The 24,733-nt window shown below is 64.7% G+C and carries 32 protein-coding genes; 15 read left to right on the top strand and 17 right to left on the bottom strand.

Going from position 1 to position 24,733, the window contains the following annotated elements:
* Window positions 1-79 precede the first annotated feature (79 nt).
* The 8 genes from AC1D02_RS16120 to AC1D02_RS16085 all read left to right on the top strand — a co-directional run bounded on the left by AC1D02_RS16120 (window position 80) and on the right by AC1D02_RS16085 (window position 6,599).
* Window positions 80-859, top strand: a complete 780-nt coding sequence (locus AC1D02_RS16120; RefSeq protein ID WP_477318942.1) for an inositol monophosphatase family protein — start codon at window positions 80-82, stop codon at window positions 857-859.
* Window positions 860-1,014: 155 nt separating this feature from the next.
* On the top strand, window positions 1,015-2,397 hold the full coding sequence (locus AC1D02_RS16115; RefSeq protein ID WP_477318628.1) for a DEAD/DEAH box helicase: 1,383 nt from the start codon (window positions 1,015-1,017) through the stop codon (window positions 2,395-2,397).
* 135 nt (window positions 2,398-2,532) lie between these two features.
* Entirely contained in the window at window positions 2,533-2,988 is a 456-nt protein-coding gene (locus tag AC1D02_RS16110; protein WP_477318626.1) for a MarR family winged helix-turn-helix transcriptional regulator, read from the top strand.
* A complete protein-coding gene (locus AC1D02_RS16105; protein ID WP_477318624.1) occupies window positions 2,985-4,289 on the top strand; it encodes an MFS transporter in 1,305 nt (434 codons plus the stop codon). Before AC1D02_RS16110 ends, AC1D02_RS16105 begins: the two co-directional genes overlap by 4 nt.
* Complete coding sequence (locus AC1D02_RS16100; protein ID WP_477318622.1) at window positions 4,286-4,651, top strand: VOC family protein; 366 nt, start codon at window positions 4,286-4,288, stop codon at window positions 4,649-4,651. Before AC1D02_RS16105 ends, AC1D02_RS16100 begins: the two co-directional genes overlap by 4 nt.
* A gap of 86 nt (window positions 4,652-4,737) precedes the next feature.
* Entirely contained in the window at window positions 4,738-5,595 is an 858-nt protein-coding gene (locus tag AC1D02_RS16095) for a hypothetical protein (RefSeq protein WP_477318620.1), read from the top strand.
* Between the two features lie 13 nt (window positions 5,596-5,608).
* Window positions 5,609-6,076, top strand: a complete 468-nt coding sequence (locus AC1D02_RS16090; protein ID WP_477318618.1) for a hypothetical protein — start codon at window positions 5,609-5,611, stop codon at window positions 6,074-6,076.
* A gap of 163 nt (window positions 6,077-6,239) precedes the next feature.
* Window positions 6,240-6,599: a TraR/DksA family transcriptional regulator gene (locus AC1D02_RS16085; protein WP_477318616.1), complete on the top strand. Its 360-nt coding sequence runs from the start codon at window positions 6,240-6,242 to the stop codon at window positions 6,597-6,599.
* Here AC1D02_RS16085 and phbB read toward each other — a convergent pair.
* The 4 genes from phbB to AC1D02_RS16065 form a co-directional block, all read right to left on the bottom strand.
* Window positions 6,596-7,342, bottom strand: coding sequence for an acetoacetyl-CoA reductase (gene phbB / locus AC1D02_RS16080; RefSeq protein WP_477318614.1), 747 nt, complete (start codon window positions 7,340-7,342; stop codon window positions 6,596-6,598). The genes AC1D02_RS16085 and phbB overlap by 4 nt on opposite strands.
* 131 nt (window positions 7,343-7,473) lie before the next feature.
* The gene (locus AC1D02_RS16075) at window positions 7,474-8,028 is read right to left on the bottom strand and encodes a hypothetical protein (protein WP_477318612.1); all 555 of its coding nucleotides are present in this window, start codon (window positions 8,026-8,028) and stop codon (window positions 7,474-7,476) included.
* 70 nt (window positions 8,029-8,098) lie between these two features.
* Window positions 8,099-8,962 (bottom strand): M90 family metallopeptidase, encoded by an 864-nt coding sequence (locus tag AC1D02_RS16070; protein ID WP_477318610.1) that lies wholly within the window; start codon window positions 8,960-8,962, stop codon window positions 8,099-8,101.
* A gap of 216 nt (window positions 8,963-9,178) precedes the next feature.
* A complete protein-coding gene (locus tag AC1D02_RS16065; RefSeq protein ID WP_477318608.1) occupies window positions 9,179-9,787 on the bottom strand; it encodes an ArsR family transcriptional regulator in 609 nt (202 codons plus the stop codon).
* Between the two features lie 303 nt (window positions 9,788-10,090).
* On the opposite strand from AC1D02_RS16065, the gene AC1D02_RS16060 reads away from it, so the two are divergent.
* From AC1D02_RS16060 to AC1D02_RS16045, 4 genes are all read left to right on the top strand, one after another.
* Window positions 10,091-10,339, top strand: coding sequence for a hypothetical protein (locus AC1D02_RS16060; protein ID WP_477318606.1), 249 nt, complete (start codon window positions 10,091-10,093; stop codon window positions 10,337-10,339).
* Window positions 10,340-10,449: 110 nt separating this feature from the next.
* Window positions 10,450-11,814, top strand: a complete 1,365-nt coding sequence (locus tag AC1D02_RS16055) for a MipA/OmpV family protein (protein ID WP_477318604.1) — start codon at window positions 10,450-10,452, stop codon at window positions 11,812-11,814.
* 152 nt (window positions 11,815-11,966) lie between these two features.
* Entirely contained in the window at window positions 11,967-12,971 is a 1,005-nt protein-coding gene (locus AC1D02_RS16050) for an OmpA family protein (RefSeq protein WP_477318602.1), read from the top strand.
* A 77-nt stretch (window positions 12,972-13,048) separates the two neighbouring features.
* Entirely contained in the window at window positions 13,049-13,999 is a 951-nt protein-coding gene (locus tag AC1D02_RS16045) for a YihY/virulence factor BrkB family protein (protein WP_477318600.1), read from the top strand.
* A 67-nt stretch (window positions 14,000-14,066) separates the two neighbouring features.
* On the opposite strand, the gene AC1D02_RS16040 is transcribed toward AC1D02_RS16045, so the two are convergent.
* The 7 genes from AC1D02_RS16040 to AC1D02_RS16010 form a co-directional block, all read right to left on the bottom strand.
* The gene (locus tag AC1D02_RS16040) at window positions 14,067-14,333 is read right to left on the bottom strand and encodes a PAAR domain-containing protein (RefSeq protein WP_477318940.1); all 267 of its coding nucleotides are present in this window, start codon (window positions 14,331-14,333) and stop codon (window positions 14,067-14,069) included.
* A 4-nt stretch (window positions 14,334-14,337) separates the two neighbouring features.
* The gene (locus AC1D02_RS16035) at window positions 14,338-15,792 is read right to left on the bottom strand and encodes a type VI lipase adapter Tla3 domain-containing protein (RefSeq protein ID WP_477318598.1); all 1,455 of its coding nucleotides are present in this window, start codon (window positions 15,790-15,792) and stop codon (window positions 14,338-14,340) included.
* Between the two features lie 10 nt (window positions 15,793-15,802).
* A complete protein-coding gene (locus AC1D02_RS16030; RefSeq protein WP_477318596.1) occupies window positions 15,803-16,348 on the bottom strand; it encodes an effector protein Tle3 domain-containing protein in 546 nt (181 codons plus the stop codon).
* Window positions 16,299-16,829, bottom strand: coding sequence for a contractile injection system protein, VgrG/Pvc8 family (locus tag AC1D02_RS16025; protein WP_477318594.1), 531 nt, complete (start codon window positions 16,827-16,829; stop codon window positions 16,299-16,301). Before AC1D02_RS16025 ends, AC1D02_RS16030 begins: the two co-directional genes overlap by 50 nt.
* A gap of 241 nt (window positions 16,830-17,070) precedes the next feature.
* Window positions 17,071-18,294 carry an AI-2E family transporter gene (locus tag AC1D02_RS16020; protein WP_477318592.1) on the bottom strand — a complete coding sequence of 408 codons (1,224 nt, stop codon included), beginning with the start codon at window positions 18,292-18,294 and terminating at the stop codon, window positions 17,071-17,073.
* Between the two features lie 72 nt (window positions 18,295-18,366).
* On the bottom strand, window positions 18,367-18,681 hold the full coding sequence (locus tag AC1D02_RS16015) for a BON domain-containing protein (protein WP_477318590.1): 315 nt from the start codon (window positions 18,679-18,681) through the stop codon (window positions 18,367-18,369).
* Window positions 18,682-18,732: 51 nt separating this feature from the next.
* Entirely contained in the window at window positions 18,733-19,284 is a 552-nt protein-coding gene (locus tag AC1D02_RS16010; RefSeq protein WP_477318588.1) for a hypothetical protein, read from the bottom strand.
* A gap of 227 nt (window positions 19,285-19,511) precedes the next feature.
* Between AC1D02_RS16010 and AC1D02_RS16005 the strand changes: the two genes are divergently transcribed.
* From AC1D02_RS16005 to AC1D02_RS15995, 3 genes are all read left to right on the top strand, one after another.
* Window positions 19,512-19,985 (top strand): outer membrane lipoprotein, encoded by a 474-nt coding sequence (locus AC1D02_RS16005; protein ID WP_477318586.1) that lies wholly within the window; start codon window positions 19,512-19,514, stop codon window positions 19,983-19,985.
* Between the two features lie 83 nt (window positions 19,986-20,068).
* Window positions 20,069-20,221, top strand: coding sequence for a DUF3309 family protein (locus tag AC1D02_RS16000; RefSeq protein WP_477318584.1), 153 nt, complete (start codon window positions 20,069-20,071; stop codon window positions 20,219-20,221).
* A gap of 70 nt (window positions 20,222-20,291) precedes the next feature.
* On the top strand, window positions 20,292-20,669 hold the full coding sequence (locus AC1D02_RS15995) for a hypothetical protein (protein ID WP_477318582.1): 378 nt from the start codon (window positions 20,292-20,294) through the stop codon (window positions 20,667-20,669).
* A 74-nt stretch (window positions 20,670-20,743) separates the two neighbouring features.
* Here the strand turns inward: AC1D02_RS15995 and AC1D02_RS15990 are convergent, their stop codons facing one another.
* From AC1D02_RS15990 to AC1D02_RS15965, 6 genes are all read right to left on the bottom strand, one after another.
* Window positions 20,744-21,892: a patatin-like phospholipase family protein gene (locus AC1D02_RS15990; protein ID WP_477318580.1), complete on the bottom strand. Its 1,149-nt coding sequence runs from the start codon at window positions 21,890-21,892 to the stop codon at window positions 20,744-20,746.
* Window positions 21,893-22,009: 117 nt separating this feature from the next.
* The gene (locus AC1D02_RS15985) at window positions 22,010-22,393 is read right to left on the bottom strand and encodes a hypothetical protein (protein ID WP_477318578.1); all 384 of its coding nucleotides are present in this window, start codon (window positions 22,391-22,393) and stop codon (window positions 22,010-22,012) included.
* Between the two features lie 24 nt (window positions 22,394-22,417).
* Window positions 22,418-22,804 (bottom strand): phage holin family protein, encoded by a 387-nt coding sequence (locus AC1D02_RS15980; RefSeq protein ID WP_477318576.1) that lies wholly within the window; start codon window positions 22,802-22,804, stop codon window positions 22,418-22,420.
* Between the two features lie 18 nt (window positions 22,805-22,822).
* On the bottom strand, window positions 22,823-23,167 hold the full coding sequence (locus AC1D02_RS15975) for an ElaB/YgaM/YqjD family protein (protein WP_477318938.1): 345 nt from the start codon (window positions 23,165-23,167) through the stop codon (window positions 22,823-22,825).
* A 51-nt stretch (window positions 23,168-23,218) separates the two neighbouring features.
* Window positions 23,219-23,758, bottom strand: a complete 540-nt coding sequence (locus tag AC1D02_RS15970) for a ferritin-like domain-containing protein (RefSeq protein WP_477318574.1) — start codon at window positions 23,756-23,758, stop codon at window positions 23,219-23,221.
* A gap of 26 nt (window positions 23,759-23,784) precedes the next feature.
* Complete coding sequence (locus tag AC1D02_RS15965; protein WP_477318572.1) at window positions 23,785-24,699, bottom strand: OmpA family protein; 915 nt, start codon at window positions 24,697-24,699, stop codon at window positions 23,785-23,787.
* Between the last annotated feature and the right edge of the window lie 34 nt (window positions 24,700-24,733).

Here is a 24,733-nt window from a genome sequence, read left to right as displayed (position 1 = left end):
TCTCATTCATTATCGTTCACGGCGCCTCACCGCGCGGTGGCGTTAGCGTTCTCATATCGGAAAGCACCCTATGCACCCAATGCTCAACACGGCGATCAAGGCCGCCCGCCGCGCCGCCACCGTGATCAACCGCGCCGCCTTCGACGTCGACCGCATCGTTGTTACAGAAAAACAACACAAGGACTTCGTCACCGACGTCGACCAGGCAGCCGAACAGGCGATCGTCGAGACGCTGCTCAAGGCCTACCCGGACCACGCGATCCTGGCCGAAGAGTCGGGCGCTTCCGCCAACATGAACGACGAGAGTGAATTCGCGTGGATCATCGACCCGATCGATGGCACCACCAACTTCATGCACGGCTACCCCAACTATTGCGTCTCGATCGCGCTGCAGCAGCGCGGCATCATCACCCAGGCCGTCATCTACGACCCGGTGCGCAACGACCTGTACACCGCCACCAAGGGCGCCGGCGCCTTCCTCAACGAAAAACGCATCCGCGTGACCAAGCACGACCGCATTGCCAACACGATGATCGGTTCGGGCCACGCCGCCGGCCCGCGCGCGCTGGACGAGTACATGCGCATGTACGCCATCATGGCCGAGCGCTGCCAGGCCGTGCGCAGCTCCGGTTCGGCCGCGCTGGAACTGGCCAACGTGGCCGCCGGCCGCATCGACGGCTTCTACGAAAAAGGCCTGAAGACCTGGGACATCGCGGCCGGTTCGCTGCTGGTCACCGAGGCGGGCGGCATCTGCGGCGAGTTCAGCGGCGAGTCCGCGTACCTGAACAAGGGCGACATCATCGCCGCCAGCCCGAAGGTGTTTGGCCAGATGGTCACGCTGTTGTCGCCTTTCGCGTAAAATAGCCCGCTTGCACCTGTGCGGGGCCATCGCGCCCCGCCGGCAATATCGAGCGGCACCTTATCCAGTGTGATTGCCGCCTTGATTTTCTAATCCGATTGCCTGCCACTGGCGCCCTCATTGCGGCGACGGGCCGATCTCACCATAAAGTTACCATGTCATTTGCTCAACTCGGCTTGTCCGATGCCATCGTTCGTGCCGTTACCGAACACGGCTACACTGTCCCGACCCCGATCCAGACCCAGGCGATTCCCGCCGTGCTGGCCGGCGGCGACCTGCTCGCGGGCGCCCAGACCGGCACCGGCAAGACCGCCGGCTTCACCCTGCCGATCCTGAACCGCCTGTCGACCGACAAGGTCGGGGCCGCCCTCACCGGCAAGAGCTCGACCCGCGCGGTGCGCTGCCTGATCCTGACCCCGACCCGCGAACTGGCGGCCCAGGTCGAGGAAAGCGTGCGCGTGTACGGCAAGTACACCAACCTGAATTCGGCCGTGATCTTCGGCGGCGTCGGCATCAACCCGCAGATCAAGCAGCTCAAGCATGGCGTCGACATCCTGGTCGCCACGCCGGGCCGCCTGCTCGATCACATGGAGCAGCGCACCGTCGACCTGTCGAAGGTCGAGATCCTGATCCTGGACGAAGCCGACCGCATGCTCGACATGGGCTTCATCCGCGACATCAAGAAAGTGCTGGCGGTGCTGCCGCCGAAGCGCCAGAACCTGCTGTTCTCGGCCACGTTCTCGGACGAGATCAAGGCGCTGGCCGACGGCTTGCTGAACAAGCCGGCGATGATCGAAGTGGCGCGCCGCAATTCGGCCGTCGAAGTGATCGCGCAGAAGATCCATCCGGTCGACCGCGACAAGAAGCACCCGATGCTGGCCCACCTGATCAAGTCGAACAAGTGGACCCAGGTGCTCGTGTTCATGCGCACCAAGCACGGCGCCAACAAGCTGGTCGAGCAGCTGAACGCCGACGGCATCGGCGCGATGGCGATCCACGGCAACAAGAGCCAGTCGGCGCGCACCAAGGCGCTGGCCGAGTTCAAGGACGGCCAGCTGCAAGTGCTGGTGGCGACTGATATCGCCGCGCGCGGCATCGACATCGACCAGCTGCCGCACGTGGTCAACTACGACCTGCCGAACATTCCGGAAGACTATGTGCACCGGATCGGCCGAACCGGCCGCGCCGGCGCAACCGGCGAAGCGGTGTCGCTGGTGTGCGTGGACGAGCACGAGATGTTGAAAGACATCGAGAAGCTGATCAAGCAGAGCCTGCCGCGTGAAGTGATTCCGGGCTTCGAGCCGGATCCGAACGCGCGTGCGCAGGCGATCCAGCTGCGCAGCGGCGCGCCTGGCCATGGCGGCCGCGGCGGACGCTCGGGCGGCGGCGGTGGCGGTGGCGGACAGGTGGTCAAGGTCGGCGGCGGCGGACGCGGCACGGCCAAGCCGCGCAGCGCCGGTCCTGGCGGCGGTGGCGGCGGCGGCGCGCGCGGTGCGCGTCCTGCGGCGCCGCACCGCTCCGGTGGCCGCGGCCGCTAACAGAACCATGGGGTCAGGTCCGCCGGACCTGACCCCGGGCTTGACGCCGACGTCTGCTGATCGGCGAGAAAAATGCTTGACTACGCAAGTATCTAGAATATACTTGCGTCGTCAAGCATTTTTTTTGGAGCCGCCATGATTACCATCCCGCCCTCGGTCCCGACCGATTTCTGCCTGCATCTGGCACGCGCCCACGCGCTGCTGATCCGCCGCTTCGACAGCGCCCTCGGCAGCCATCACGGCATCAGCTTCGGCGACTACCAGGTGCTCAACCACCTGGCGCGCGCTCCCGGCGGCCGGCTGCGCCGGGTCGACCTGGCCGAGCGCCTCGGCCTGACCGCGTCCGGCGTCACGCGCACCTTGCTGCCGCTGGAAAAGATCGGCCTGGTCACGCGCGAGACCGACCCGCGCGATGCCCGCGTCGGCTTCGCCGCCGTCACGCCCGCCGGCGAGGAACTGCTGCTCAACGCGAGCGTCACCGCCGACCAGGTCAGCGCCGAGCTGCTCAAGGCGATCGACCCCGACCAGCTGGCCGGCATGACCGACCTGCTCGGACAACTGCCCGGCGCCCCCGTCCCGCCCGCGCCATGACCGCCCCGCCCGCCAAGGCCGCGCTGCTGCGCGACTCCAACTTCCGCTGGATGATGTCCGGCGGCTTTCTCTCGATGCTGGGCGACCAGTTCACCCTGATCGCCTTGCCCTGGCTGGTGCTGCAGCTAACCCGCGACGCCCTGACGCTCGCCCTGGTGCTGGCCGTGATGGGCATTCCGCGCGCCGTCTTCATCCTGATCGGCGGCGCGCTGACCGACCGCTACTCGCCCAAGACCGTGCTGATGCTGACCAAGTACGCCAACGCGGCGCTGCTCGGCCTGCTGGCGGCGCTGGTGCTGACCGGGCAGGTCACCATGCCGCTGCTGTACGCGATCGCGCTCGGCATCGGCCTGGCGTCGGCCTTCAGCTTTCCGGCCGGCTCGTCGATGCTGCCCAACGTGGTCGCACCCGAGCACCTGCAGATCGCCAACGGCATGATGATGGGCATGCGCGTGCTGACCTCGTTGGCGGGACCGCTGCTGGCCGGCGTGCTGATCGCGTTCTCCGGCAACACCGGCGGCACGGTCGCCGACGCGCGCGGCCTGGGCATCGCGTTCGCCTTCGACGCCCTCACTTTCGCCGTGACCATTTTCACCTTGCAGCGCGTCCGCATGCACGCCGGCGCCGTGCGCGCGGCGCCACAGGGCGTGCTGGCCGCGGTCGGCAGCGGCCTGGCGATGGTCTGGCGCGACGCCGAGATGCGCAGCGCTTTCCTGTACTGGGGCATCATTTCCCTGGTGGTCGGCGGCACCATGCAGGTCGCGCTGCCGGTGCTGGCCAGCACCCGCCTGGGCGGCGCCGCGTCGCTCGGCCTGGTGATGGGCGCGCACGGCGCCGGCACCCTGCTCGGCATGGCCATGTCCTCGCTCAGGCCGAACTTCCGCATCGGCACGCTGGGCTCGACGCTGCTCGTGGTCGACGCGCTGGCCGGCGTCCTGCTGCTGTTCATGGGGACCATCCACGCCGCCTGGCAAGGCGCGACGCTGATGCTCGCGCTGGGCGCGCTGGCCGGCTTCATGCAGGTCGCCGTGTTCACCTGGATCCAGCGCCGCGTGCCGCGCGACATGCTGGGGCGCACGATGAGCATCTTCATGTTCATCCTGATGGGCCTGGCGCCGCTGGCCGCTTCGCTGACCGGCCTGCTGATGCAAGTCGTGAGCCTGGCCCAGCTGTTTTTTGGCGCCGGCCTGTTCCTCGTGATCGGCGCCACGCTGGCCTTCGCGCTGACGCCGATGCGCCGGATCAACGATCCACAATCGGCTACGATAGCTACCCAACAACCAACCGGAGAACCATCATGATCGAAGGCCTGCGCACCGTCGTCTATCCCGTCACCGACATCGCCGCCGCGACCGCCTGGTACCAGGCCGTGCTCGAGCGCGCGCCCTACTTCAACGAGCCGTACTACGTCGGCTTCGAAGTCGGTGGCTTCGAACTGGGCCTGATCCCGGACGGCACGCCCGGCCCGGATGGCGCCACCGCGTACTGGGGCACGGCCGACATCAACGCCGAAACCGACCGCATCGTCGGCCTCGGCGGCACCATCCACTCGCCGCCCACCGAGGTCGGCGGCGGCATCGTGGTGGCGGCCATCAAGGACCCGTACGGCAACCAGTTCGGCCTGATCTTCAATCCGCACTTCGACAAGGCGAAGGTCGGCTGAACTTGACTTCGAGCAAGACGACACTGGGATAGCGGCGCAGAATACTTCCTTCCGGCACGCCCTCACGCGCGGCCTGAAAGGACCTCATGACCGCCCGCCGCCCCTTGTTCGCCTTGTTCGTCCTGCTGTTTTCCCTGCTACTGTCCGGCTGCGCCACCGGCAACGTCAGCCTGCAGGAAGTGCGCGACTTCGCCGACCAGTCGGCCAAGCTGGGCGCGTACGCCGAGCTGTCGACCCGTTTCCGCGACACCTATGCGCGCGAACAGCTGTACCTGCCGCCAGCCGCGGCCAAGGTCGGCAAGGAAACCGACGCCAGGCGACGCGCCGTCTACGACGACTTCGTCAGCGCGCAGAAGGCCGTGGTGCTGTACATGCAGACCTTGAGCATGCTGGCCGGCGACGGCCGCTACGACCTCGGCGACAAGCTCGACGACCTCGGCAACGGCATCAAGGCCAACACCGATTCCGGGCTGGAGCAGCGCCACGCGGTCGCCTGGACCGGCATGACGCGCCTGCTGACGCGGGTGATTGCCTCCGGCTACCAGGGACGCAGCGTCGCCACCATGGTGCGCGACGGCGACCGCGACCTCCAGACCCTGCTCGACGCGATGCTGACGCTGACGCGCCTGTACGCCAAGACCCACGACAACGAAAAGAAAACCATCCTCGGCATCTTCGACGTCGAGATCCCGATGGCCAACAAGCCGCAGGACCGGATGCTGGTCACGCTGGCCAAGGTGCACTACCTGAGCAAGTCCTCGGAATACAAGATCCTCGACAAGCGTTACGACCTGGCGATCCAGGGCCTGACCAAGGTGTCGCAGGGGCACCAGAAGCTGCGCGAGCATCTCAACGAACTGCACGGCAGCGACATTCGCACCTTGTTGATGAGCTACGTGCGCGACCTGCAGATGATTCGCACCGGGCTGACCGGCCAAAACTGAACGGAGGCTCGCGATGAATGCTCCCAATGAAATGAACGGACTGGCCACGGTGCCGCAGGTCGAAGCGCTGGCCGACCAGTTGTCGGCATGCGCCGACGAACTGCATGCGCGCGTGATGAAGTCGATCAAGTCGCACCAGGGCGACTTCAACGATGCCGAGCAGGCCACCGCGCGCGCGCTGCTGGATGACGAACTGCTGCTGCGCCAGCGCGCCAACAGCCTGTACGCGGACGCGGCGACTTACGTGGTCAAGACGCTGGGCCAGCCGCAGCAGCACGTGATGCAGCTGACGGCGGACGCCGCGGAAAAAATCCGCAAGATCGCGCTGATCGGCGACGTGGTCGGCCTGGTGGGCGGACTGCTGTCGCTGGCGGGCGCCGCGGCGACGGGCCAGGCGGCGCCGATCCTGGTCGCGCTCGAAAAAATCGGCAAGCAGATCAAGGCCGTGCAGGCCGACATGCCGAAGAAGCCCGCGGCCTAAGCAAAAATGGGGTGAGGTCCAGCGGACCTGACCCCGGTGTTGTCGCCGCGGCATGATCAGCCACGCCAACCGTGCGCCCGTATTCATCCGCCCCCGATCGCGCTACACTGGTGACAGCCCAGTCACAATCTCGCCACTCCCACTGCGCCCGAAAGGTCTCCCGATGAACGGCCTAGACCAGGAGCAACTTGCGCTCCTGCAATCGATGCTCGAACAGCGCCGCGACGCGCTGACGGGCCTCGTCGACCCCGGCCATCCGGGCGTGCACGACCTGGCGGTCGATGAAGTGGAAACCTCGCCTGCCGACAAGGCCACGGTGCGCCTGCTCAACGATCTGGCCCAGGAAGCGGCCGACCACAACGTCGCGCAAATGGCGATCGTGCGCCATGCGCTGGCCAAAATCGACGACGGCAGCTACGGCGAATGCGAGGAATGCGGCAACCCGATCGGCTTTTCGCGCCTGCAGGCCCGGCCCGAAGCGCGCCTGTGCATCGCCTGCCAGACGCGCGCCGAGAAGCGTTAGCACATGTGCTGCCCGCCATTGATGGCGATGTTGGCGCCGGTAATATAACCGGCCGCGTCCGACGCCAGGAACGCCACTAGAGCGGCCACCTCCTCCGGCCGCCCCAGCCTGCCGGCAGGTATCTGCGGCAGGATCGTCGACTGCAGGATCTCGTCCGGCACCTGCGCCACCATCTTGGTATCGAGGTAGCCCGGCGACACCGTGTTGACGGTAATCCCGTGACGCGCGACCTCCAGCGCCAGCGACTTCGAAAAGCCGTGCATGCCGGCCTTGGCCGCGGCGTAATTGACCTGGCCGAACGCGCCCTTTTGGGCATTGACCGATGAAATATTGACGATGCGGCCCCAGCGCTGTTCGAGCATCGGCTCGAGCGCCTGCTTGCTCATGTTGAACACGCTGTCGAGGTTGGTGCGCAGTACGCCGGACCAGTCGTCGGGCGCCATCTTGCGCAGGCTGCGGTCGCGCGTGATGCCGGCGTTATTGATCAGCACGTCGAGCCGTCCCATCTCGGACAGCAGCTTCTGCATCATCCACTCGACGTCGGCATAGTCGCCGACGTCGACCTTGTAGGCCTGGCAGCGGCAGCCCTCGTCGCGCTGGGCGGCCAGCCAGCCGTCGGGGCTGGTGTTATACGGCGAATACGTCGTCGCCACCCGAAACCCGGCCGCGTCCAGCTGCCGGCACAGCGCGGTGCCCAGCCCGCCCATGCCTCCCGTCACCAATGCCACCCTGACCTTTTCCATCGCGCGCTTCCCCCAAGATAGTTGTCCGTTGCACACCGCTTTCCGGGCGTGAAGAACAAGTCTAGGAGGCTAACAACGCGCGATGTTGAGCAATATCAAAGCCGATGACAGCAAGAAAATAGTTGCTAGGTTCAGGGAATCAGCACCGGCACGCTGAGCGGATCGAAGTCGACCCAGTCGCCGTCGACGATGCTGCCCTCGCCGCGCTCGATGTGGTGGGCGCCCAGGTCGCGCAGCACTTCCAGCGCGCGCGCTTCCTGCGCCGCGTCGGCAATGGCCACCGCCACCAGCATGCCCGGCTTGCGCGGCTCGGCCGCGTTTTCGCCGCCCTGTTCCGACTCGCCGCCCTCCTTCATCTTCGAGAAGCTGAACAGCGAGCCGACGTGGGCGCCGACCAGGCCGCCGACGATCGGTCCGACCGGGCCGGTGACGACCGAGGTGGCCGCGCCGATCGCCACGCCGACCACGCCGCCGGCCGCGGTGCCTTCGAGCACGCCGAGCGGCGTTTCCTTGGCGCCCGGCGACTGCAGATTATCGCCGCCGATCAGCGTCATGTCGTGCTGGCCCGGCTGGTTGACGAAGAAGGCGCTGATGGAATGTTCCGGAAAGCCGGCGCCGATCAGTTCTTCCCTCGCGCGGTCGATCTCGTCCTGGAGTTGAAAGTGGCCTGCAATAATCGTCGACATGGCTGCGCTCCTCGTTGTTGGTATCACAATCATGCGCCGCGGCCGGGCCAAGTTCTGTACGCCAGCGTACCTAGCGCCATTGGCCGTAGCCGGGCTCCTGGTACGGGATCGGCGCCGGCGCATCCTGCCACTCGCGCGGATCGACCCGATAGTATTTGGCGAATTCTTCGAACAGGGCCGGATGGCGCTCCGAAAGCTGCCACGGCTTCTCGAAAAACGTCTCGGTGGCGACCGCGAAGAACTCCGCCGGGCTTTGCGCGCCGTAATGGTCCAGGACACTTTGCTGATGGAACATCGCATCGGAGCGTAAATCCTCGAAGTGGCGCGACAGCACCTGCGACCAGCTGCGGTAGCTTTCCTGGCTGCCCAGGTAGGGCGCGCCGTTGTTGCTGCCCGACTCGCTGTCGAGCTGGTGGGCGAATTCGTGCAGCACCACGTTCTGGCCATCGGTCCAGTCGTCGGCGCCGCGCCGCACGTGGTCCCATGACAGCACCACCCGGCCGTCGCCCCAGGATTCGCCCAGCAGGTCCTGGCGCGATTCGGTGACGACGCCGGCCGCGTCGACGTTCTTGCGCGGCACCAGGAAGGCGGTCGGATACACCAGCACGGCGTGCAGGCCCGGGTAGACTTTGGTTTTTCGGTTGAGCAGGAGCAGGCAGGCCAGGCCGGCGATGGTGACGCGCACCTCGTCGTCGATCTCCTGCCCTTCGCAGCCGACGAACTTCTTCTGATGGAGAAACTGCTGGACCAGCTTGTGGAGTTGCTGCTGCAATGGCGGCGCCATGCGCAGGTAGATGGGGATGTTGCGGCGCAGGATGGCGCGGAATTCGAGCGGCATCGGCTGCTTGAGCGCGCGACGCAGGCGCCAGCCGGGGTACAGCATGGCAGCGGCGATCAGGGTGGTGATCGCGGTGCTCCAGATCCAGGCTTGCATCGGGTGAGACCTTTCTGTCGGCAATTGAAACGCGCGCGATCGCGCACTGTCCCGAAGGTGGGGATAGTTATTTGGTTTTCAATTGGGGATGCAAAACAGAAAGATGAGGCCGGGCCGAACGACTTGCCGCACATATCCACGCGGCGCGGACCAAGGGCTGGGGTCAGGTCCGGCGGACCTGACTCCGATTTTGTCGCCGCCGCGTGATCGAGCCGATTACGCGTGCTCTTTGGCCGACGGCGCCGCGCCAAACAGCGCCGCCACCAGCGGATCGCGCGCCACCGGGCTGCGATTTACCCGGATTGCATAATGCGTGTCGTCAGCGAGGATGTGGAAGTGACGCCCCGTGCCGGCCATGCTCTGCTCGCGCAGGCCTGGACGCTCTTTGCGCGGAGCGGCGCCTTCGCGCTTCGGCTGCACGATCGCGGCCAGGAAGGCTTTCACGCGGTCCGGATCCGGCGAAATCTGGTACACCGCCTTGCCAAGGTAGGTGGCGGTGCCCTCGATGTAGCGCGCCAGTTCGATCACGCCCGCTTCGCGCAGGTCGCGGATGTATTTACGCGCGCCGGAAGGCGAAAACTTCAGGAACCAGGCGATTTCGTCGGCCAGCATTTCGTGGGTCGACAGTTCGCCGATCAGTTTCTGCATGTTTTCGATGCGGCGCTGGGTGGCCGAGGTCGAACGCACGCGCTCGATCGGGGCCATCGAAATGGGTGCGCGTTCGGCCGGCTGTGGCGCTACGCGCTCGATCAGTGCCGAATTGCCGGAAGAGTGCATTACGCCCAGGTCGCTTTGCGTTGCGTTGTGCTTGGTCGGTGCATGCATGTTGGTACTCCATGAATGAGATGTCATTGGTCCGGATCGCGTCGTTTCGTCGTTTGTCTGTTTGACCACTACAACAACTTTGCGGTTCCCCTTAGCTTGCTGCCAGATTGCCTGTGTCAAGGACAATGGTCTGTGCGCCATCGAACATTTCCCAAAATTACTTATCTCGCCACAAGAGAAGTCCTCGGCGCACCTGTGTGCGTTGGCGTACAGATTGCATGTACCGACTTGATTAAGCTGGGGCCGTTCGCGTGAGATTGCGTCCGCTTCACCATCGAAAACTTACATTAAGGAAACCACACCATGAAAACCACCCTGCTCGTAGCAATGCTTGCCGTAATCGGCCTGACCGCTTGCGAAAAAACCACCGTCAACCCACCTGCGACGACCGTCGTCCAGCCGACCGTCGAGAAGCAAGTTGCCGTTCCAGGTCCAGCCGTTCCTGTGCCAGTGCCTGTTCCAGGCCCAGCCGGCGCGCCTGGCGAAAAAGGCGAAAAAGGTGAGCCAGGCAAGACCGGCGACGCCGTGATCGTGGTGCCAGAAAAGCACTAAGCAGCCCTGAGAAGCCCGATCGCGCCGCACCGGACCTCGCGTCCGTTGCGGCGCGATTTTTTTTTGCGGCTGATAAAATTGCCTATTTGATTTTTGCCTCCAATAACTTGATGCGCCGATTTCTGCTCCCCGCCCTCCTGCTGCCGCTCAGCGCTTTGGCCGGCCCCGCCGGTTCCGACGTCCTGGTCGACTTGCTGGCCATCCCCGGCAGCGCCGGACTGGGCGCGATCCAGCGCCTGGCCTACAGCCCCTACCGCGGGTCCACCGTCAGCCAGGACCTGGTGCCGCTGTACATGTACGAGGGCAAGCAGTTCTACCTGCACGCGACCCGGGTCGGCATGAAGCTGAGCGAGCGGCGCGACCATGACCTCGAGGTCTTCCTCGACTACCGCTTCGAAGGCTATCCGGCGGAGCAGACCCCGGCGGTGCTGGCCGGCATGGCGCGGCGCGGCTCGGGCATCGACGCCGGCATCGCCTACCGCAAGCGCGAGCCGTGGGGCAATCTCGACGCCGAGATCCTGCACGACGCCAACAACCTGAGCCACGGCACCGAGATGCGCCTTGGCTACAGCATCGACGTGACGTCGCGGCGCCTGCACCTGCGCCCCAGCGTGGCGCTGGCTTACCGCAATTCCAGCCTGAACAATTACTACTACGGCGTGCGCCCGAGCGAGGCGCGCCCGGGCCGCCCGGCCTACCTGCCGAATGCCGGCGTCGACCTCACGCTGGGCCTGTTCGGTTACTACGAGGTGACCGAGCGCTGGCGCCTGCTGGGCGGCGTCGGCGTGACGCTGCTCGACGCCGGCGTGCGCAACAGTCCGGTCGTCGACGACAAGTGGCAGCCCAACGCAATGGTGGGCGCGGCCTACGATTTCGGCAGCCACAAGCCGTATTCCGAGCCCGGCCTGCCGCTGCACATGAAGCTGTACGGCGGGCGCGCCACCGAATGCAATTTCCTGCCGGCGGCGACGTTCCGCTGCGGCTCGACCCGCACCCCGGACGACACGCGCATCTGGGGCGTCGACTTCGGCCGCCCGCTGATCGAAAAGGTCAACGGCTGGCCGCTCGACTTCGTCGCCTGGATCGGCGTGCAGGCGCACGACGAGCGCGGCCGCGCCCAGGACGGGCTGCAGATGAACGCCCACATCAAGGCCTATTATTACGGCTTCCCGTGGCGCGACCGGGTGCGCACCCGGGTCGGCTTCGGCGCCGGCTTCTCGATGGCGCAGCGGGTGCCGCTGGTGGAGCTGGAAGACCAGTCCCGGCGCGGCCGCGATGTGTCGCGCTTCCTGAATTATCTCGACCCGTCGATCGACGTGAACGTCGGCGACCTGTTCGGCGCCACGCGCCTGAGCAAGACCTGGGCCGGCGTCGGCGTGTCGCACCGCTCCGGCATCTTCGGTGCCTCGCAAATTCTCGGCAACATCAACGGCGGCTCGAACTATTTATACGGCTACGTCGAGACCACCCTGTAGTGTGGCGCAGAGGCGACACGGGACAAATTTTGGTGCGGCAGCGTACCGACCCACGGAACTCCTGAGCTTAATCTTCGTCCAACAGGCTCGATAGACTTTTGACAATCGATCCACCTACGGGAGCCTCTGTGAACAATATAAAAAAAATCGCCATGGCGATTGCAGTCTTCTGTTGCGCCGGGACCAGCCTGGCGCAGCAAGTCAATCCATCCTGGTACATCCAGCCTAACGTGGTTGGCGTCCAGCCCGACCGGGATTTCGGCACCGACAAGCGCAAGGCCGGCGGCGGACTCAAGTTCGGCAAGGCGATCGCGCCGATGTGGGACCTGCAGGTCGGCGCCAGCCATGTGCGCGTCGAAGACGGCCCCTTCAATTACCACCAGACCCTGCTGGGCGCGGACGCGCTGTGGATGCTCTCGCGCAAAAACTTCCGCCCCTTCGTGCTGGTCGGCGTGGGCGCACAGCGCGACAAGGTGTCCAACCCGCTGCGCCGCAACAGCGCGACGGCGCCGTACGCCAAGGCCGGCGTCGGCTTCCAGCTCGGCTTTACCGAGCAGCTGGCGATGCAGGCCGACCTGTCGACCGTGCGCGGCCGCCTCGACCAGGACGACTTTGGCTTCAGGAACAGTAACAACAAATACCTGACGGTTGGCCTGAACTACGCGTTCAGCAAGCCGGCGCCGCCGCCTGCGCCGATGCCGCCGCCGCAAGCGGTCGAGCAGCCGGCGCCGGTGCCGGTCGCCCCGCCGCCACCGCCGCCGCCGCCGCCGGCGCGCTTCGAGAAAGTGACGATGTCGGCCACCGAACTGTTCGAGTTCAACAGCGCCAGGCTGAGCATGCCGCAGCCCAGGCTGGACGACATCGCCGCCGCGCTGGCCGCCGATCCGGGCATCACCGACGTCGACATCACCGGCCACGCCGACCGCATCGGATCGGCCGCGTACAACATGAAGCTGTCGACCGCGCGCGCGAATGCGGTGCGCGACTACCTGGTATCGAAAGGCATCGACGGCAGCCGCCTGAAAGCCTACGGCAAGGGTGAAACCATGCCGGTCGTCACCTGCAGCAACAAGAAGCGCGCCGACTTGATCAAGTGTCTCGAGCCGAACCGCCGCGTGGAAGTCGAGCAGATCAGCATCGAACGCCGCGTGCAGTGAAACGCTGCGCAGCGACGGTAGCGATCTGACCTGATGGGCCCCGCGGGGCCCATTTTTTTGCAATTTTTGGAGGCAGGATGAACAAGAAAGAATGGATGCCGAATCTGCGCGAGCTGTGGTCCGTGATGCGCTGCGCGGTCAGCGACTGGCTCGACGACCGTTGCAGCAGCAAGGGCGCGGCGCTGGCGTTCTATACCCTTTTTTCGATGGCGCCGATCCTGGTGCTGGTGCTGGCGGTGGCGGGCGCCTTCTTCGGCGCCGAGGCGGCGCAGGGCCAGCTGTTCGGCCAGCTCAGGGGGCTGCTGGGCGACAAAGGCGCCGCCGCGATCCAGCTGCTGCTGGCCGGCGCGCGCAGCCACGACAGCGGCCTGAAGGCCACCCTGGTCGCTTCGCTGCTGTTGCTGGTGGGCGCCACCTCGGTGTTCGCCGAGCTCAAGGACAGCCTCGACGAGATCTGGGGCTCGCCCAAGGCCACCGGCTCGACCTGGTGGCAAGTGATCCAGACGCGCCTGTTCTCGTTCGGTTTGATTCTCGTGCTGGCCTTCCTGCTGATCGTCTCGCTGGCGGTGAGCGCCGCGCTGGCGGTGCTGGAAAACTATGTCGGCGGCTTGTGGAAGGAAGCGACGGTGGTGCTGAGCTGGGTGGCCAAGGCCATCAGCTTCGGCGTGATCGCGGTGCTGTTCGGCGTGATCTACAAGCTGCTGCCGCGCATCAAGCTGGCGTGGCGCGACGTGTTTGTCGGCGCGCTCGGCACGGCGGCCATGTTCGAGCTGGGCAAATACATCATCGGCCTCTACATCGGCAACAGCGGTGTGGCAGACAGCTTCGGCGCGGCCGGCTCGACGATTGCGATCCTGCTGTGGATCTACTACTCCGCGCAGATCTTCTTCCTTGGCGCCGAATTCGCGCGCCAGTACGCGGTGCAGCTGGGCAGCCTGCGCCACAAGACCGACCAGGAAACCGGCGTCGAGGCCAAGAGCAAGAGCGTCGGGCGCGCCGCGCGCACCGCCTACCCCATCGAGAAATAAGCAGCAAGGAGGGGTCTGGTCCTGCGGACCCGACCCCATCGTCGAAAATGCATCGACCTCAATGAAGTTAGCCGTCCCTCATAACGTTTTCCAACGCCGAAATAAGCGTCGCGCCACAACTGGTCTTATGCCCATGCAGCGCCACCGCTCTGCCCTCGATTGTCCAATTGGGATCACCCTCAATAATCACGCAGTTCGCGTGCCCCGCGACAGGACAGCTGCACGAATCGCCCATCCGTGCCAGCGGTTTTCCCATGACGTTCGTCTGTTCCGCGGCCGACGTCACCTCGCCGCCGTGGCTAGTCGCATCGCCTTGTCGTATTGGCGCGGGCATCGGATTACCGGGCAGGATTGAAATCGAATACAAAAGCATCCTTGCGCATTCCGCTCGGAGGGCTGGGCGTGACCACCGTAATCGTGGCCTCATCGCTTTGCCGCAGGTTCATTGTCATGCTGGTGTCGTGCTTCTGATAGCCCGCGATGGCCGCCAGCGCCCACTGCACGAACAGACTCGCCGCGCCGGTATTGCCGATGCGGGCATAGATGTCGTAGCCCTGTTCCGGCTTGAACAGGTCGAAGCCAGGCATGCTCTGAAATGCCGCTACTGTGAAAGGCACGACATGCCGGCCTGTCGCAGGTCCGGCGGTGTCATAAAACACCCGCGCCGGTTTGCCGCCGGGGACCGCGCGTAGTGCTGCATCGAGGCCGATTTTGAAAGCGGACTGCTGCTCCTGCTCGTGCATCAGGCTCGCCTTTTGCGCCGGATCAAAAGTCGGCTTGCCCTGTTTGTCCTTGCGGTACGTAACACGGACGGGCCGGTGCAGTACCGCGATGGTCGGTAGCCGATCGAATTGGTAAAGTTGTTCGGCAGTCCAAGGCTTCGGCAGATACCGGCTGGGTTTGAATTCCAGCTTAGTCGGCTCCGGCTTGCCGGCAGCGCGTGCGGCGGCGCGCGCAGCGTTCAGTTGCCGGTCACGTTCTGCGAAATATTGGGCATTGCGGTCACCATCGGCATTCGGCACAAACACGCGCAGTGCGTCGACTCGATCGCGGCGCGCTAACACCAACGCCACCATCGACTCCGTCATGCTGCCCGCACGACGTGGGCCCTCCTCCCAGAATGGCCGACGGCTCACATCGCCGGTGTACTGCCGAGTCATGTCTCCATCGGACGCATAAAGAAGTAAGGCAGGCACATCCGGATTTTGTTCGAAGAACTGAAAAGCGCGCTCGAGAATTTCTTCCGGCTCGTTCAGAAAGATGGCGCCTAGCGAAGCGATTTGATGATGGTGCATGCCCGCAGGCATTCTTAGATCATTAGTACGATCATTTACGAAATCAAAATTCGTCTTGCCGCCAAAACTGGAATCCTGCCTTTCCTTCTTGTGCATGTGCGCCCAAATGCTAATACTGGGAATCGGCCACTGCTCAACGAAACGACTCGCTCCGTGTTCCAGTACATCTGCGCTACGTTTCCCCGAGATCAAGTCCCTCATTGTGTGGTTAGTCTCGTAAACTTTTAGATCATCCGGCAAGATTGATTTTTGCGGATTTTTTTGCATTTCGACCCATGAATGCGCCTGCCGAAACATTTCTACGGACAATCCGACACCCAATATATCGAGAGATGCGAGGGGGGGTGTCATACTGGTGTTCGGATCGTTCATGGTGGTGCCCACGTAATTGAAAGGTGGAAGGGTTGCGTTGCTGAATGCGTTCGCAGGCTCTACCGCGAGTGCCGTAGATGCTGTAAGCGAGGCGATGAAGCCGATCACAAATTGGGATACCTTCATGGTTTCTTTCCTAGCTCAGTGGTTTGCCGAACATCCGCTGGGCCACGGTATGATTGACGATCAAATTGGGTGGGATCAATTTAGCGATTTCGTCCACCGCAATGTCGGCAGGCAGAACTCCACTAGCAAAGTACGAAAATGTCGCTGTTATTAGAGCGACTGCGCCTGGCGTCTGCTCCTTCGCGACATATTCGAGAACAACTTTTGCATCCGGATTGTCTTCTTTCATCTTCATATCCTTCCAATCAGTCCGCCAGTCGGCCACTGCGCATAAATACTTCAGATACGCCTTGTCGTCTTCCGAAACGGGAAACGGCGCGCCCAGCGACAGGTCGTAGGCCGTCACCCCGGCGGCATGGGCCGGATTGGTCGGGACGGCCGAATGGTAAGAGTTCGCGTCCGTTTTCGCTTGCCAGCGCGCCCGCGCCTCATTCGCCGTTTCGATGCTGTATGTGCCCTTCATTGCGTCTGCGTCCGCGAAATCCACGCTCACCAATCGCAAACGATCATCGTCCGTCTTCGCTCCGGTTCGTTGGCCAGGCAGGCTGTTTTCCAATTGACGGATCTCTTCCGGTGTGAGCGGCAGCTTTCCACACCGCACGCCCCCGCGAAATTCGCGAACGGCCCAACTGGTGGTGGCGATCGCATCTTTGCCAGCAGCAGTGGCAATCGCCGCATCGATCGGGCTGACGGCCAATCTTGTGCTGGAATATCTTGTAATCGGCATTCTGGTCCGCCACCATCAGCCAGCTGCGCAGGCTGGCCCGGTAGCGGTGCTGCAGCTCGGCGCTGCTGTCGGGGCCCATATAGGCAAACTCGCTGACCAGCGCCTGGAAATAGCGCGTGCCGCCGCCGAAGGCCTCGATCTCGATGGCGACCGCGGTGCCGAGCAGGTGGTCGGGGTCGAGGTCCGGTGCGGGCGAAAGGGCCTGGAACTCGAATTCGCCGACGTGGGAAATCGCTTCGACGCCGCGCAGCGAGGCGAAGCGGATCTGGTCGCTGCCAAGCGACGTGTGCAACTCGATCGTGCGGGACATGGGTGCTCCGGCGGCTGAAACCAAAAACCGTTATTGTTGTCTCCGGTAAATCACAAGACAATGCAAAAACGTCGCCGCCATGATGACGATCAACCCGCGCCCAGAAACAAAAAGGGGGTCAGGTCCATGGGACCTGACCCCGGTTTTGCAGCCGACATTTTCTACGCCGCGGCGCCGCCGAAGCCGGGTCAACTGCCGTGACCTGGCGTCCCGTCGCGCCAACGGACCTGCTGCAACCGCGCTACTCTCCCAGCAGTTCGGCCACCACTTCCATCCCTTCGATGCGCTCGGCCACGACCTTGACGATCACCACCACCGGCACGCCCAGCAGCAAGCCCCACACGCCCCACAGCCAGCCCCAGAACAGCAGGCTGACGAACACCGCCGCCGGATTCATGCGCGCGATGCGCCCGGTCATCCAGGTCGCCACCACCGTGCCGACCAGCGTGGCGATCGCCAGCGAGGCGCCCGACACCAGCAGCACCATGCGCAACGATTCGAACTGCATGAACGCGACCCCGCCGGTCGCGATGGTAATTAAGAGCGGCCCGAAGTACGGCATGATGTGCATCAGCCCGGCGAAGATCGCCCACGCGCCGGCGTTCTCCAGCCCGATCGCCGACAGCGCCATCCACATCAGCAGCGCCAGCAATCCGTTGGTCACCAGCAGCATGAACATGTAGGCCTGGATCGAGGTGTTGATGTCTTCCAGGATGTGCACCGTGACTTTCTTGCGCGTCAGCGAGGGCCCGGTCAGCTTGACCAGCTTGCGCTTGAAGGTGTCGCCGGCCAGCAGCAGGAAGAACACCAGGAACACCACCATCGTGGCCTGGCTGACGAACGTGGCCAGGCCCATCGATCCGGCCAGCACCCAGTCCATCACCTTGAAGGTGCTGCCGGCGGCGGCTGCGGCCGGCGCGGCGCGCTTGGCCGCGGCGCGCGCCGCGTCGGCCCCGCCAGACGACGCGGCGCGTTCGATTTCGCTGGCCGCCGCCTGCACCTGCTGGATCGTGCTCGGCTGCCCGGTCTTGTTATCCGACAGCAGCTTGGTCACCTTGTGCGTGATTGTCGGCAGCTCGTCGATGATGTTGACGAACTCGTCCTGCACCCGGTACATCACGCCCGCCAGCGCGGCCAGGATCAGTACCGTGACGAGGGTGGCGCCGATGGCGCGCTTGATGTGCCAGCGCTCGAGCCATTGCACCACCGGGCTCAGGGTATAGGCGATGAACACGCCCAGCAGCAGCGGCACCAGGAATTTTTCCGACCACTGCAGCGCCCACACGAAGGCGACGGTCGCGACGATGCCGATCGCGGTGCCGCGCGCATTGACGTGCAGGGGAAATTTGAAGGAGTGGCCGGGGGCGACGAGTTCGTCGTCGGCGGCATGCGCGGGCGCGGTTGCAGCCTCGGCGGGCAAAACAGGTTCGGGGACAGGCGGCAAGGTTGGATCTGCAAGCTTCATCGGACACTTTACAAAAAAAAAATGCCGCCCGCAATGCCGGCCCCTTGCAGGGACCGGCTCGGACAGCCGGGCTTATTTAACGCGGATGTCGTTCTTCACAGATACTACACCCTTGACGCCGCGGGCGAGATCGGCGGCTTTCTGGGCGTCGCCCGGCTGGGCCACGAAGCCCGACAGCTGCACGGTGCCCTTGAAGGTCTCGACGTTGATTTCGGTCGCCTTCAGGGTCGGCTCGTTGACGATCGATGCCTTCACCTTGGTGGTGATGACGGCGTCGTCGACGTATTCACCGGCGCTTTCCTTGGTCGGGGTGGAGGCGCAACCGGCCAGGGTGGCGACGAGCGAAGCGGCGAACAGCATGGTGGCGAAGCGGCGTGCGATGTGCATGATGGAACTCCTGGTGGTGGTGGTGGACAAAAATCGATGAATCGGTGAGGCTTACTTGCCGAACTGGGTCTTGGCGGCGGACACGCAGCTGTCTTTGGCCGCGCCGGCGAACGCGTCGCATTTCTCACGCGCGACCTTGTACTCCGCGGTGCGCTTGTCTTCGCGCGCATCGTTGCGCGCTTCGATCGCGCGCTTGTCGGCCTTGGCGTCGGCCTGGGCCGCGACCAGCGCCGCCTTGGCCTGGCTGACGCAGACGTCCTTGTCGTTGCCGGCCAAGGCGCCGCACCTGGCGCGATCCAGGTCGTAATTGGCCGAGGCGATCTTCAGGCGCGACGCCGTGTAGGCCTTCAGCGTGTTCTTGTAATACGCTTCGGCTTCCTGCTCGGTGCGCACGCGCGCCGCTTTCGCTTCCTCGACGCAGACGTCCTTCGGATTGCCGGTGATGGCGTCGCACTGGGCGCGCGCCGCCTTGTAGGCGACCGCGGCATTGTCCTTGGCCTGGTTGTAGGCGGCCTTCGCTTCCGGCGTGGTGGCGGCGTGGGCGCCGGCGCCGCACAGTGCGGCGACAACCAGGGCGATGGCGTGTTGATGGATTTTTTTCATTTTTGGTGAGCTCCGTAAGTGACGTTTCATACTGTTTTACGTCAGAAGCCCCCGCCCTTCTGTTCGCTACCGAACACTGCCATCCGGATTCGCTCCGCGCTGTCGCTTTTACAACAAAACCTGTCCAACGAAGAATGTCAAATCATCATGTTTAGGGTGCGGCACCGCACAGACCGAGAAATTCCTGCCGACTATTCTGACCCTACACTTTTTGCCAGGAGAACAATATGAAATCGACTCACACCATTGCCGCACTGATCGTCGCCAGCACCGCCGTCTTGAGCGGTTGCGCCAGCACCACCTCCACTCCGTACGGCTACAACAACAACGCCGGCTACAACTCGGGCTACACCAGCAACGTCTCGTCGGGCTACGGCACGATCGATTCGATCCAGGTCGTGCGTGGCCAGGCCGGCACCACCGGTTCGGGCGCCGTCGTGGGCGGCCTGGTCGGCGCACTGGTCGGTAACCAGGTCGGCAGCGGTGGCGGCCGTACCGCAGCGACCGTCGCAGGCGGCGTCGCCGGCGCGGCGATTGGCAACAGCGTCGAAGCGAACCGCAACGCCACGGGCGTGGACATGTATCAGATCAACATCCGCATGGACAACGGCGAATGGCGCAGCGTCACCCAGGACAGCGTCTATGACCTGCGCGTGGGCAACCGCGTGCGCCTGGTCGACGGCCGCGTCTATCGTTACTGATCGAAACGGGGCCGGGTGACAGCCCGGCCTCGCACATGTTCCCACTACTTATAAAAATACATTCACCACTTTAGGAGCCTCCCATGGGAACCATTCTGCTAATCATTCTCGTACTCGCGCTGATCGGCGTGCTGCCAACCTGGAACCACAGCCGCAACTGGGGCTACGCTCCAGTGAGCATCACCGGCCTGCTGGTACTGGTGCTGATCTTCATGCTCGTCACCGGGCGCTTGTAAGCTAGTTTGACGAGGCCGGCCTTGCGCCGGCCTTTTTCGTTTCTGCAACCAAGAACAATAAGGAGCTGCCATGACACAGCCTCACCTGATTTCCTTGCGCGCCCTGGCCGGCGCCTGCGCCCTGCTCGCCGCGATCGGCGCCGCACACGCGCAAACGACCCAGGAACCGACGTCCACCGATTCGAACGTGCCGCCGGCGACCGCCGCCAAGCAGGCGCGCGAAATCGCCCAGGGCGATCCGGCCCGCTGGTTCCGCCAGAATCCGAGCATGGGTGCGCGCCTGCGCAACCTGCAAAAAGAAATCGGCGCCGCGCTGCAAGAGTCGCAGGGCGCCTGCCGCAAAATGCCGGCCGCCGAACGCGGCGCCTGCATGCGCGAAGCGCGCGCGACCTACCAGTCCGACATGGCCGGCGCCCGCGCGCAGGTGATGGCCGAGTACCAGCAGTAATTCACGCGCCGCGGCCCAACGGCTGGGGTCAGGTCCGCCGGACCTGACCCCGGTTTTGTCGGCGCCGCTTGCATTCAATCCGCCTGGCGGCTACCCTGGTCGTGCGTCGGCAATTCATGCACCACCACCGCCGTGTCTTCGCTGTACTTGCCCAGCCAGCCCGCGTGTTTCAGCGCCCGCAGCGCGTCGCGATACCCCTGGTCCCAGCGCCACTCGATCGACCCCTTCGAAAAATTCACGTCCTTGGCCGCCATGTGCCAGTCGGTGCCGGCGTACGCCAGGCGCACGATGTGCAGCGTCGCATCGACGCCCAGCGCGGCCAGCTCCTGGCGGTCGGCCGCGCTGCGGTCTCCTTCCGGCAGGCGCGTGTACAGCTCGCGCAGTTTCTGCTGCATCTTGTAGGTGCCGACATAATCGTCGATGTGGCGCTGGGTGCGCGAGGCGTAGGTCACGTCCTTCTGGCGCGTCGCCACTTCGTCCATTGTCGCCGGCTCGGCGCCGTGCGCGCTCCACAGGTCGACCAGGAAGCACAGCGTGTCGCCTTCGGGCAGCTCGGCCAGCACCGATTCGAGCGGCGTGTTCGAGTACAGGCCGCCGTCCCAGTACAGGTCGCCGTCGATCCGCACCGCCGGGAACGCCGGCGGCAGGCTGCCGCTGGCGCGCACGTGGTCGGCCGACAGTTCCCCATTCAGGCTGTCGAAGTGCACCAGTTCGCCCGTGCAGACCTTGACCGCGTTGACGGTCAGGCGAATGCCGCCCGGCTCGTTCAGGTAATCGAAGTCGACCAGCTCCGCCAGCGTGTCGCGCAGCGGTGTGGTGTCGTAGTAGGAGGCGTCGTCCGGCGCCACCGGCAGGCCGGCCGCGAAGCCGCTGAAGTAGCGCGGCGCAAAAAAGCCCGGCGCGCCGCGCATCACGGTGTCGAAGGTGTTCATCCAGATGTTGGTGCGGCGCTGCTCGTCGCCGACCCGCGCCATGTCGATCCGGTCGGGATGGGCCACCCGGTCCCAGAACGCCTTCACCCGCTGCAGCCGGTCGGCCTGCCGGTTGCCCGCGATCAGCGCCGCGTTGATCGCGCCGATCGAAGTGCCCACGATCCAGTCCGGCGCCAGGTCGTGCTCGTGCAGCGCCTGGTAGACGCCGGCCTGGTAGGCGCCCAGCGCGCCCCCGCCCTGCAGCACCAGCACGATGCGCAGCTTGTCGGGATTGAGGGGATTTGTTTTCATTGATTGTCCGGAGGTGGCGGCGCACACAAAAAAAAGCGGCGCCGATCATGATCACGACGCCGCTCAAGCCCCACCATATTACCTTTTTCTGCGGCTTGCGCCGGCGTCGTTCTGCGATCAGTACTCCGTCGTGTGCGGATGCGTGCGGCGGTATTGCAGGTAAGCCCCCGCCGCGCCCAGCAGCGCCGTCACGCCGAGCGCCGCCTTGCCGGCCGTGCCGATATGACGGTGCCGCACGAAGTTGAAAATCTTCAGCGCGAACGGCAGCATCGTCGCCACGCTGGCGCCCGACGGCTTGAGCAGGCTGTCGAACTTGGCGCGCAGCGACCAGGTCGCGTGGTCGATGGCCGAGTGGAACAGCGCCTCGGGCCGCGCGGCCTGGATGACCTGCGCCTTGGACTGCACCACACCGATGCGATAGAACTCGCCCTGCCGCACCAGCTCGTCCTTGCGTTCCTGCACGCTGCGCTCGTCCTTGACTTCTACGATTTGTGATTCCATGCCAGCTCCTCGTGTCGCTGCCGCTTACAGCAGCATTTCGCGGTCGTTCTTCAGTTCGTTCATCGTTTCCGGGAACGCCAGTTTGCCCTGCTTGAGCATCGACAATCCCTTCCAGACCAGGATCGCGGTGATCAGCGCGAACACGCCGAACATGATCAACAGGATCTTCCATCCCATGGTCTCCCACGCCAGCGCCACGATGGTGGCGGTGCCGTAGGCGAGCGCGAACCAGATGGCCAGCACGGCGCCGGCGAAGATGGCAACCAGTTCGATCACGTGGTTGCGCACTTCGGACAGCTCGAGCGCGGCCAGTTCGACGCGCGACACGACCAGGCCGAACAGGTTCTTCGCCAGGCCGGTCACGCCGCCCAATAGGCCGGGGCCATGAACGATAGTTTCAACTTTTTCCATGGCTGCTCCCGGCGTGGATTATTTGCGGCCCAGGATCACGCCCACCAGCAGGCCGACGCCCGCGGCGGCGGCAACGGTGCGCCATGGGTTGTCCTGCACGTAGGTGTCGGCGGTCTTGGCCAGTTCCTTGCCCTTGACCAGCGCCTGGCCCTGCACTTCGCCGGCTTTCTTCATCGCCACGTCGAGCATTTCCATGCCGCGCTTGCGCAGGTCGTCGGCCTTTTCGCCGGTCAGCGCGGCAGCCGCGGTCAGCAGCGATTGCGCATCCTTGACCAGCGTCTTGACGTCGGTCTGGGCGTCCGACAGCGTGGTGCTCAGGCTCGAGGCGGCGTTGTTGGCGGCGTTGCGGGTGGTGTTGTCCATCATGATGAATCTCCTTGTGGTGGGTGGGGTGGATTAGTTAAATTATTTCGGTTACTTCGGCAGCAGGTCGCGCATGTCGTCGGCGTGCTCTTCTTCGACGGCCATGATTTCGATCAGCAGGTTGCGCGTGGTCGGATCCTTGTCGCCGATCGCGGCGATCATCTGGCGGTACGACTCGATCGCCACCCGCTCGGCGATCAGGTTGGCTTTGATCATCGCGTTGACGTCGTCCGAGTCGTCGTATTCGGCATGGCTGCGCGCCACCAGCGATGCGGGGTTGAAATCCGGCTCGCCATTGAGCTGGACGATGCGCTCGGCCAGCCAGTCGGCGTGGTCCTGTTCCTGCGTCGCGTGCTCGAGGAATTCGGCCTTGACCTGGCCGGTGCCCGGACCGCTGACGGTGAAGTAATGGCGCTTGTAGCGCAGCACGCACACCAGCTCGGTCGCCAGCGCGTCGTTGAGCATGCGGATCACTGCCTGCCGGTCGGCCTGGTAGCCGTCGGTGACGGCGCCGTCGTCGAGGTTGGCGGCAGCCTTGCGAATTGCTTCCTTGTCGAAGCCATGCGCCAAATCCTGTTGATTCTGTTCCATGGTGATTTCCTTGTTCTAAAGCGGTATTAGCGGCGCGGCGGAATTGCAACGCCTTCATTCGACAGCACGATTTCGACGCGGCGATTCAGCTGGCGGTTGCTGGCCGTATCGTTGCCGGCCACCGGGTAGGATTGGCCGTAGCCGCGCATCGCCACGCGGTCGCGCCCGATGCCCATGCCAGTCAGCGCGCTCGCCACGGCGGCGGCGCGGCGCTCGGACAATTCCTGGTTGTGCGCGGCCGAACCGGTACTGTCGGTAAACCCTTCGACCAGCACGGTGCGGCGCGGGTTCTGATTCAATACGTCGGCCAGCTTCTGCACGGTGGCGATGCCGTCCGCCTTCAGGCGCGCCTGGTCGGTGTCGAACAGCACGTCGCCGATCGTGATGATCATGCCGCGCTCGGTTTTCTTCGCTTGCAGGTCGGCCATCTGGGCTTCCAGCTGGGCGGCGCGGGCCTGCGCTTCGCGGGTCTGCGCTTCGGCGTTCATCGCCTTGCGCTGGGCATCTTCGGCCTGGGCCTGGGCGGCCTGGGCGTCGGCCTTGGCGCGGTCCGCCGCATCGCGGGCACGGTCGGCTTCGATGGTGCGCGCCTCGAGCTGCAGCTTGTCGCGCTGGCGGCCCGAGTTGGCGATGTCGGCCTCGGCCGCCTTCTGGCTGGCGACCTGGCGCGCGGTGGCGATCTTCTGCTTGGCGATGTAGGCCAGGCGGTCGATGGTGTCGAGGCTTTCGCGCTTGGCGGCGGCGGCGTTGGCCGCGTCGAGCGCGTCGCTGGCCTGCTTGAATTCGAGCGGCGCATAGGACGACACCGCCGGCGTGTTGTTGGCGGCGATGAAGTCGCCGCGCGCCTGGTCAAGCATCGAGGTGGTGGTCGGCGTGGTGCTGCAGGCGGCCAGCAGGACGGCGCTGGCGAGGACGGCGGTCCGTAACAGTTTGGTGTTCATGGTCTATCCTTTTTCTTGTGGCGCGCAATGGCGC

The sequence above is a fragment of the Massilia sp. P1_C10 genome, from assembly GCF_056406475.1.
The sequence above is the reverse complement of the archived record's forward strand: the minus strand, read 5'-3'. Positions and strand labels throughout refer to the sequence as shown.